The sequence below is a fragment of the Epilithonimonas sp. genome (assembly GCF_056329745.1).
The window spans coordinates 305,289-316,171 of record NZ_JBWEYV010000001.1 but is presented as its reverse complement, the minus strand read 5'-3'; the positions used below and the strand labels follow the sequence as shown (position 1 = coordinate 316,171).

Annotated in this window: 5 protein-coding genes and 1 pseudogene; 3 read left to right on the top strand and 3 right to left on the bottom strand. The window is 35.0% G+C overall.

What is annotated here, in order from left to right:
- Positions 1–49: 49 nt before the first annotated feature.
- Complete coding sequence (locus tag AC00Y6_RS01335) at positions 50–643, bottom strand: ribonuclease HII (RefSeq protein ID WP_474488818.1); 594 nt, start codon at positions 641–643, stop codon at positions 50–52.
- Between the two features lie 237 nt (positions 644–880).
- Between AC00Y6_RS01335 and AC00Y6_RS01330 the strand changes: the two genes are divergently transcribed.
- Both AC00Y6_RS01330 and AC00Y6_RS01325 read left to right on the top strand, forming a co-directional pair.
- Positions 881–3,925, top strand: coding sequence for a SusC/RagA family TonB-linked outer membrane protein (locus AC00Y6_RS01330; protein ID WP_474488817.1), 3,045 nt, complete (start codon positions 881–883; stop codon positions 3,923–3,925).
- A gap of 10 nt (positions 3,926–3,935) precedes the next feature.
- Positions 3,936–5,378 (top strand): SusD/RagB family nutrient-binding outer membrane lipoprotein, encoded by a 1,443-nt coding sequence (locus AC00Y6_RS01325; protein WP_474488816.1) that lies wholly within the window; start codon positions 3,936–3,938, stop codon positions 5,376–5,378.
- Between the two features lie 1,219 nt (positions 5,379–6,597).
- Here AC00Y6_RS01325 and AC00Y6_RS01320 read toward each other — a convergent pair.
- Both AC00Y6_RS01320 and AC00Y6_RS01315 read right to left on the bottom strand, forming a co-directional pair.
- Positions 6,598–6,999: pseudogene (locus tag AC00Y6_RS01320) on the bottom strand (UvrD-helicase domain-containing protein); the annotation flags it as partial.
- Positions 7,000–7,091: 92 nt separating this feature from the next.
- A complete protein-coding gene (locus tag AC00Y6_RS01315) occupies positions 7,092–7,700 on the bottom strand; it encodes a ribonuclease HII (RefSeq protein WP_474488815.1) in 609 nt (202 codons plus the stop codon).
- Positions 7,701–7,891: 191 nt separating this feature from the next.
- Here AC00Y6_RS01315 and AC00Y6_RS01310 point away from each other — a divergent pair, with 191 nt between their 5' ends.
- The gene (locus AC00Y6_RS01310) at positions 7,892–10,882 is read left to right on the top strand and encodes a SusC/RagA family TonB-linked outer membrane protein (RefSeq protein WP_474488814.1); all 2,991 of its coding nucleotides are present in this window, start codon (positions 7,892–7,894) and stop codon (positions 10,880–10,882) included.
- Position 10,883 lies beyond the last annotated feature (1 nt).

The following is a 10,883-nucleotide window of genomic DNA, read 5'->3' as shown; positions in this document are numbered from 1 at the left end:
AACAATGATACTATATTATATACCAGTTTATTATATATCAATCTATAATCTAATCTTCTACATCATAATCCAGTCGGAAGGATTTCCTGTGATGTATATTTGGACCGAATTTTTTAAGCGCACGCTGATGTGTTTTGGTACAATAGCCAAAATTGGTATCCCAGCCATAATCCGGAAACTCGGCGTGGAGTTTTATCATCAGGTTGTCCCGGTAATTTTTTGCCAAAATGGATGCGGCGGCAATAGAAAGGAATTTGCTGTCGCCTTTTATGATGCATTGGTGCGGGATAAAATTGTAGGGATGGAACCGGTTGCCGTCTACCAAAATCAGTTCCGGTTGAATTTTTAGTTGATCCAATGCCAAATGCATGGCGTGGATACTCGCATTGAGAATATTATGCTCATCAATAAAAGCAGGCGAAAGCTCTGCAATGGCAAAATCAACGGCATTTTCTCGAATGTAGAGATCCAGGCTTTGGCGCGTTTTAAAATTTAACGTTTTGGAATCGTTAACCAAATTTTGCTTAAATTTTTTATCGATAATTACTGCCGCCACCACAACGGGACCCGCCAGACATCCCCTGCCCACCTCGTCGCATCCGGCTTCTATGTAGAGTTTTGAAAAAGATTTTTTTAATGGCATAGGGAGTTTTTTGCAAAGGTATACCGATAAATCTTCTATTTAAAAATGGGATAACATTTTTTTTGAAAATATGATATTATTAAGGTTAAATCATAGTCCATTAAGATCCCCTATTTTATAATTAATTTTGCTTTAAAATTTTTAATCATTTATGATATTTTATTATTTTTTGTAAAATATAACTTGCGAGTGTTAATTTTATTTAACATTTTTGTTTTATTAAAAATTTGATTTGATATGAAAAAATTAACAGCAAGTGTATTGGTTGTGGTTCTTTCCTCTTCTTTTGCAATGTTATCTGCGCAGAAGGTACAAGACTCTTCCAAAACACGTGATATCGAAGGAGTAGTTGTCACTGCTTTAGGTATCAAAAGAGAAAAAAAAGCGCTAGGGTATTCTACACAAAGTATAAGTGCTGAGGATCTTACCAAATCTCCTACAGCCAATTTTACATCTAATTTATCAGGTAAGGTTGCTGGTCTTAATATTAAGCAGAGTGGTAATGTTGGAGGGTCTATTGATATCACTTTAAGAGGATATAGATCTATGACTGGTAATAATCAGCCTCTTTTTGTGATTGATGGCACACCAATGCTCAACAACTCACCTACTACCAATACCTCTTCATTAAGAGTTGATACCGGTAATACTATTTCCGATATTAATCCTGATGATATTGCAGAAATGAATGTTTTGAAGGGGGCTGCTGCAACAGCATTGTATGGAGCTAGAGCTGCGAATGGAGCTATAATTATTACCACCAAAAAGGGAAAAGCAAATTCTAGTTTTTCCTTAGATGTTAATTCTGCAATCTCTATTTCTTCTATTAACAAAGAAACATTTGCAAAATACCAAACTTCTTATGGACAGGGTGAAGGTTATTTGTATGGTCCAGCCAGCAATCAGCAGTTTAGTGTCTATAATGGGCAACCACTTGCCCCAATGTCTGTTGATGCTTCATACGGTGCAGCTTTTGATCCAAATTTGATGGTTTGGCAATATACATCATTTGTTCCAGGAACTTCTAATTTTGGAAAAGCTTCTCCTTGGGTAGCTGCAAAAAATGATCCTTCCTTTTTGTTTCAAACGGGAGCGATATATAATAACTCGTTTTCAATAGCTAAAGGAAATGATGTGTCAAGTTTAAGATTATCTTATCAGAATGTTAACGGTAACGATATTTTGCCAAACACTAATCTAAATAAAAATGCATTAACAGGAACAGCTTCATATAAACTAGCAGATAATCTTACTGCGAACATTTATACAACTTTTGTTACTCAAAATACGGTTGGGAAAAACCCAACAGGTTATCACGGTATAACCGGAAACTTTCGCCAGTGGTGGGCTACCAATGTTGATATGAAAGATCAGAGGGATATGTATATGAATTATAGGAAAAATTATTCTTGGAATATATTATCTCCAACTAATACAGGCCCTCAATATTGGGACAATCCTTATTTTAAACTTTATGAAAATTATATTACTGATTCCCGTCAGAGATTTGCAGGTAATGCCAGTTTAAGTTGGGATGTAACAAAAAAAATTAATGTATTAGCAAGGGCTTCTCATGACGGCTATACTTATATGGTAGATGAGAGAAAAGCTGTTGGTTCTTTAGCAGATGCAATGGCTATAGGTCCCGCTTCCGGTAGCCAACCCTCTGGTTATGCGGTGAGAAACGATAGGAGAAGTGAAGATAATTTTGACGTTATAGGAACATATAAAGATAATTTTTGGAATAATACTGTAGATTTCTTTGGAGTGTTAGGATCTACTGTCAATATTCAAAAATTTTATTCAAATTCGCAAGGAACTCAAGGAGGACTATTCGTTCCTGGTGTTTACAGTGTAACTAATACAGCTGCTGCAGCACAAGCTCCATTGATTACCGATACGACAAAAAAATTGTTTGGTACTTTTGCACAAGCCAATTTTGGTATTTTAAAGACCTACTATATTGATGGAACCGTTAGAAGGGATGTTTCGTCAGCACTTCCAACCAATAATAATGCCTATTGGTATTATTCAACATCTCTAAGTGCAGTTATTTCTAACTGGAATTTCCTTAAGGATTCTAATGTTTTATCTTTTGGGAAATTAAGAGCTTCTTATGCTGTGGTAGGAAACGATACAGGGCCTGATCAATTGATCAATCAATACACTGTTTCCACAGCCTTTGGAACACCTGTTTATGCTTACAATACTACAGCTAAAAATCCAAATTTGAAATCGGAGCAAACTAAATCATATGAAGCTGGTGCTGAATTAAAATTTTTCAAAAATAGAATTGGCTTGGATTTAGGCTGGTTCAGGAATGATACATTTGACCAGATTTTAGCTTTGCCAGTAAGTTATGCTACGGGAGTAGCTTTTAAAGTTCAAAATGTTGGTAATATGAGGTCTGAGGGATATGAAATTGCATTAAATTTGGTACCAATCAAATCACAAGATTTTACTTGGGAATTAAATGCCAATTGGTCTAATCCTAAATCCAAGGTAACCGCTTTAAGTTCAGGTGTGGAAAATATTACATTAGGTTCATTTCAAGGGGGGGTAACAATTAATGCTTCATTAAATGACGATTTTGGAACTATAAAAGGTACTAATTTTGTTTACGATGGAAATGGTAATAAGATTGTTGATGCAAAAACTGGTAAATATGTTAAAACAAATACCAATTCTGTTCTTGGTAATATGCAGGCAGATTGGTTTGGTAGTTTAACAAATAGATTTTCATATAAAGGTGTTGAACTTTCTTTCCAAATTGATTGGAAGCAAGGTGGAGATATATTCTCTTTAGATCAATATTATGGACAAGCTACAGGTCTCTATCCCGAAACTGTGTATCTTAATGATTTAGGTAATCCAGTTCGTAATACCTTAGCAAATGGTGGTGGATTAATTCTTCCAGGTGTGGTTAATACTGGCACTTCTGCTTCTCCAGTATATACAGCTAATAATGTGAGAATTGATGCATCAAATAAAGGTGCTATGGGTTATGATGCTTACCCAGCTAAACAATTTGTATATGATGCTACTTATATTAAATTGAGAGAAGTTGCGTTAACTTATGTTTTGCCTAAAAAACTTTTTGCTTCCACTTTTGTTAAAGGTATAGCCCTAAGTGTGGTAGGAAATAATCTTTGGATTATAAAAAAGAATCTACCTTATGCAGATCCTGAATCTGGTTTAAGTGCTGGAAATGTTCAAGGATATCAAACCAGCCCACTTCCTACGACAAGAACAGTATCCTTTAATGCAAAACTTAACTTCTAATTTAATCGAAATGAAAAAAATATTAGCATCACTAACAGCTGTTTTCTTACTGCAGGCTTGCAATGGGGATTTTACGGATCTAAATAAAGATCCCAACAGTTACTATACAACAGTTCCTTCAACAGTATTAACATATGCTGAAAAGCAATTGGTAGATTATTTAACCACGCCAAGTGTCAATACAAACAATTTGAGATTGACTATGCAATATTGGAATGAGACTTCTTATTCTGATGAAAGTAATTATAATTTTGTAACCAGAAATGTTGCAGATAATGTATTTTTATATCTATATGTAAGATCAAATAAAAGTTTGATTCAAGCAAAACAACTTGTGCAAGCCTATAGCCCAACAGCTGCTGAGGTTCCAACGTGGGAGACCGTAAAAAAGAATCAGCTTGCTATCCTTGATATGTTGCAGATCTATACATATCAAACTGCAGTTGATACATTCGGTGATGTACCTTTTTCGCAGGCAGGCGATGTAGATGTAAACCCATTGCCGAAGTATGATAATGCAAAAGATATATATTCTCAATTGATCACTAATCTTAAAAATGATTTGGCGTCTATTGACACTACTGGAAAAAGTTTTTCTTCTGGTGAAAAATTCTACAATGGTGATATGACCAAATGGAAGAAATTTGGTAATTCACTGCTACTCAAATTGGGAATAGCTCTTGCAGACTCGGATCCTGATTTATCTAAAGCAACTTGTCAAGCGGCTATTTCTGGTGGAGTTTTTGCATCTAGCGCAGACGATTGTAATTTAGCATATTTGTCAGCATCACCCAATTTTAACCAGATGTATGCGAATCTAGTTAATAGTGGTAGAAATGACTTTGTTGCCGGTAAACCAATCGTAGACCAAATGAACGCTACAAATGACCCTAGAAGAAGCGCTTATTTTAGATTGAAAAACGGTAGTTATGTAGGTGGAACTATTGGAGTAATGACTTCTTTTGATAATTTTTCTTCTCCTGGTGATTTTGCTTATACAACTACAACCCCGGGTATTTTACTCAATTATACAGAAGTGGCATTTTATCTGGCTGAAGCATCCGCAAGGTGGGGCATTGGAGGAAGCGCAGAAACATTATATAATAACGCTGTTACGGCTTCTTTCTTGCAGTGGGGAAAAACTGCGGCAGATGCAAACGGTTATCTTACATCTAATGCTTATGATGCCACGAATTGGCAAAAATCTCTGGGCACACAGGCTTGGATAGCAATGTATAATCAACCTATGCAATCTTGGAATTTTTGGAGAAGATTAGATTATCCGGTTTTAACTCCTGCTGTGCAGGCGGTTCCTGAATCAAATGGTAAAGTTCCAGTTAGATTACAATATCCTGTTACTGAACAAACAACTAATCCAACAAATTATGCTGCGGCTTCAGCGGCAATTGGTGGTGATTACCTTTATACCAAAATATTTTGGGATAAGAAATAACCGATTTTTTTTCAAATCTATTAAATGGTTTGAAAAATTATAAATGTTAAGCAGTACAAATGTCAGAATTTGTACTGCTTTTTTTATTAAAATTAGTGTACAACATTTTAGTAACTGTTTTTGGTTTAATCTGTTATTCAGATTATAGATTTACTTGACCAGACCTCAAGTACTCTAAAACGATATTTACATCTGTGCAAAGTCCCTTAAACTAACGTAAAAAGTTTCCGTTCAATGATAATTTTTAACAGCTGCTCTTATTTGAGATGGTCTATGTATATATTACAAAGTGTTTTTTAAACGCTTTAATAATCGGTTATACAATTATTTTTTAATTGATTATATTTCTTTGTGTCGTCGTTATAAAGCTCGTATTAGTTATGAGAATGTGTAATATGTGGCTAGATTTGAAAGTTTTACCTCATTTATTATCAAGAGCACAACTTACATATGTTCATTTAAAAAAGTGTAAATTTTTAATGACTATTTTTAATCTAGTGAATATATATAATGCATAGAAAATGACTGGTATTTTCAAACGACTAAATTATGGATTTTGCGTCATGTTTGGATTGGCCAACATTTCTGCTAGCGGAATCTGAAACTTGAATCTAGGGACTTTGGCAGGTATATCGATTTTCTCTGATAATTGGACTTGGTTGGATGCTGGATAATTTCTTACTAAGGAGAAATTTAATCACTTCAAATCAGTCCAAGCACATCCTTCACCCCATAACTCAATTCTTTTTTGTAGTATAATTTCATTAATTAGTGTTGAACCAGATGCTGCTGTTACAGTATGAGAAGGGTTTCGTAGTTTAGTAATTTCAGCTAAAACAGCTTTTGTACCAGCTTCGATATAATATATTTCAAAAGCTCTCATAGACATATAATCTCCTCCATTACCCACGGATTTATCTCTAAATTTAAAATTGGCATATTTTGGTAAGCTTACATTATTTACGATGCTATCAGAAGCCAAATATGCTTCTTTTCTGTAATCAGTATCTGGAATTGCATCATATAATCTTTTATCTATAGACTTAATAAAAGATAGTCCGCCTGCATAACCTTTACCATATGTGTTATCAAAATGTACAAAAAAACTAGCTACAAAAGAAGTGGTTGCCTCACATATGAATTCCATCCAAATTATAAAAACCATTAAGCCACTATTTTTCTGTTGGTTGTGCAAAAGATTATCTAGCATTGTGAACCATCCCAGTTCGTAAGAGAAACTATTCACCAGCCGGGCGTTGAACTTGTCTATGGTTCCGATGTTAAGCCTAGAGTAGTGGTGCAGGATGTAATTCAAAACTTTTTGGAAGCGCAGGTGGAGGTCTTCCAATGTGACGCGGTAGCACTTTTCTTGCAGTGCCTCGAGGATGTTTTTGAGATCGATGTTGTTAGCAAAATTGTCTTTCACAAACTCACCAAGGTAAAAGAGGATTCTTTCCTTCATCTCGTTGGCAGCCTTGTTGGTAAAAGTGAGTGCCAAGATATTGCGGATGTCATCTGGCTGATTGGGAAACCTGAGGCAGATCATTAGCAGCCTCTGTACAAGCATGTAAGTCTTGCCAGAACCGGCCGATGCATTGATGACGGAATAGGTATTTTGCATAATAACAAATATAACGGAAAAGAATGAATAGCGATGGGCTTAGTGCACTTCAAAAAACAATGAGACTATATTATATACCAGTTTATTATATATCAATCTATAATCTCATCTTCTACATCATAATCCAGTCGGAAGGATTTCCTGTGATGTATATTTGGACCGAATTTTTTAAGCGCACGCTGATGTGTTTTGGTACAATAGCCAAAATTGGTATCCCAGCCATAATCCGGAAACTCGGCGTGGAGTTTTATCATCAGGTTGTCCCGGTAATTTTTTGCCAAAATGGATGCGGCGGCAATAGAAAGGAATTTGCTGTCGCCTTTTATGATGCATTGGTGCGGGATAAAATTGTAGGGATGGAACCGGTTGCCGTCTACCAAAATCAGTTCCGGTTGAATTTTTAGTTGATCCAATGCCAAATGCATGGCGTGGATACTCGCATTGAGAATATTATGCTCATCAATAAAAGCAGGCGAAAGCTCTGCAATGGCAAAATCAACGGCATTTTCTCGAATGTAGAGATCCAGGCTTTGGCGCGTTTTAAAATTTAACGTTTTGGAATCGTTAACCAAATTTTGCTTAAATTTTTTATCGATAATTACTGCCGCCACCACAACGGGACCCGCCAGACATCCCCTGCCCACCTCGTCGCATCCGGCTTCTATGTAGAGTTTTGAAAAAGATTTTTTTAAGGGCGTCATAAAATATGTGCAGAAGCATATTAAATATATTTTATAAAGTTTAAAATATTTTGGGTAAATATTTTATGAATTGTAATATTCATATTATTAGGCTGAAATTTGTCCATACTTAACACAAGAGTGCATTTTAAATTTTAAAGATTTAACATATTTAGTAAAATTTATAACTTTTTAAAAAAAATTACTTGTGAATGTTAAATTATTTTAACATTTTTGCGACATTGATTAATAAAAAATTTGATATGAATGTTAATTTAAAAGTTTTAAGTGCTGGCGTGCTTTTTTTTACAGGCCAAGCACTTCTCGCTCAAAAAACAGATACCACAAAGGTTTCTAATATTGAGGAGGTTGTTGTGGTAGCTTACGGAACGCAGAAGAAGGAAACGTTGGTAGGATCTAATACCCAGATATCTGCTAGTCAGATATCTGATAGACCAATCTCAAACGTGTTACAAGCTATTGATGGTGCAAGTCCAGGTGTTAAAATTAGTAGCAGTACAGGGCAGCCAGGTAGCTCCCCATCTATTCAAATAAGAGGTATTGGATCATATAACATCTCAACAGGTCCGTTGTATATTGTTGATGGTGTTATTTATACAGGATCTCTAAACGCTATCAACCCAGATGATATTGCAACGATGAATATTTTGAAAGATGCGTCATCAACTTCTTTATATGGTTCTAGTGCTGCTAATGGTGTTGTTTTGATTACAACAAAAAAGGGTAGAAGGAATTCTAATACTTTAAATTTTGGGATGTCAACTGGGTATGTTTCAAGGTCAATTCCTGAATATGATCGTGTGAATGCGTATCAATATTATCCTTTGGTATGGGAGGCTATTAGAAATGGAAGATTAACTTCAGGAGCAAATAATAATGTAGCTGATGCAAATACTTTTGCAAGCAACAACCTGATATCAGGGGTTCTTAAAAATAATATTTTTAATGTTGCAAACAATCTTCTAGTAACTAATGGCATTTTGAATCCAAATGCTTCCTTGAAGTATACAGATCTTGATTGGCAAAAAGCATTGATTAAAAGTGGTTTTAGACAGAACTACGATTTGAATTATAGTGGGGGTAGTGATAAGACTACTTATTACGCTTCGGTAGGTTATACAAAGGAAACAGGATATATTTTAAAGTCCGATTTTGAGAGGTTTAATGCAAAACTAGCAGTTGACTCGCAGGTTAAAAACTGGTTAAAAGTTGGTGTTAATCTAACAGGAACTTCCTCTAATGGAAACAACTCTGTAGATGGTGCTAATAATAACTCTGCATATATTAATCCATATTCTTGGACTAGAACTATGGGGCCAATTTATTCTCCATATGCCCACGATCCAATTACTAACGCAACATTGTATGATGCTAATGGAAATGTTATTTATGATGCTGGAAGTAATAGAGGAGCTAGTGCTGCTGCTGGGCGTAATGTTATCTGGGAAACCTTGCTGAATAGAGATATTTCTAAAAATTACTACGTAATTTCAAGAGCATATGCTGAGATCAAATTCGATAAATATCTGACATTAACAACTAATGTTGGATATGATATCAGAAATAACAGAAGAAGTCAATATACCAACAAATTGATTGGAGATGCAGCACCTGCAGGTGCTGCTGAGTTGAGCTCATTTACGGAGCAAACACTTACATGGAATCAATTGTTAAATTATAAGAGAAGTTTTGGAAGTCACAATTTTGATGTTCTAGTTGGACATGAGAATTATAAGTATATCTATGAATACATGGATGGTTATAAGCAGGGACAAGTTGCTGATAATAATTATGATTTAACCAACTTTGTAACAACAACATCATTAACATCACAAACAGATAATTATAGAAAAGAAGGAGCGTTTGGTAGATTCAATTATGATTTTGATCAAAAGTATTTGCTTTCTGCATCGATTAGGTGGGATGCATCTTCACGTTTTGCACCAGATACAAGATGGCATTCTTTCTGGTCTGTCGGCGCAGGGTGGAGAATCAAAGGTGAAAATTTCTTGAAAGATAGTAACTTTATAAACGATTTGAAACTTCGAGGTTCATATGGTGAAGTTGGTAATGATCAAGCTAATAATTACTACCTTTATCAAAGTAACTTTGCATTAGGATATAATAATGCTACAGAAGCGGGTATCTTATTTAATAAATTGTCTGACCCACTTGTAACATGGGAGTCTAATAGACAATACGATGCTGCTGTTGATTTTAGTTTTTGGAATAACAGAATAACTGGTACAGCAGAATATTACAAACGAAATACTGATGGATTATTATTTGCTAAACCATTACCAGTATCAGCAGGTGTTCCTAATAATACAATTCTTCAAAATTTAGGGAATATGTATAATCAGGGTTACGAGTTCTCTTTATCTGTAGATGTTTTGAGAAATGCTAATTTTGGATGGAGCCTAAATGCAAATGCTTCAACACTAAAGAATAGATTTACAAAGTTACCTGAAGGTCAAACAGAAATCATCAATGGTACAAAGAAAATAATGGTTGATCATTCTATCTATGATTATTGGTTAAGACAATGGTATGGTGTGGATGCGGCTGATGGATCACCTTTGTTTCTTGTTGCTGATGCTTATGCTAATACAACGGCTTCAGATATTCGTACCGTTAATGGAACTTTAGTGACAACTAATTATTCAAAAGCAAAATACGATTATTCTGGAACTGCTATTCCTGATTTGTTTGGTTCTTTTGGAACAACAATACGCTTTAAAAATCTAAGTTTTAGTACTTTGTTTACTTATCAGATAGGTGGTAAGACTTATGATAGTAACTATGCCTCTCTGATGTCATCTTATACTCAAGGTGGTGCTTTGAGTACGGATATACTTAACAGATGGACAACACCTGGTCAAATTACAGATGTTCCTGCACTTAACTCTTCTACTTATACAAGTTCTGATGTAGCAAGTACGAGATGGTTGGTTAAATCTGATTTTATTAGTTGGAGACAGGCTACCGTATCTTACAATTTAAACAAAGATTTTGTAAATGATTTAGGTTTTACGGCATTTAAACTTTTTGTATCTGGTGAAAACTTGTGGAGTAAAACAGCCCGTAAAGGTTTAGAGCCAACTCAGTCTTTCAACGGAACTACAACTAACAGGTATACACCTGCGAGAATTATTACTATGGGACTTAATGTATCATTCTAAA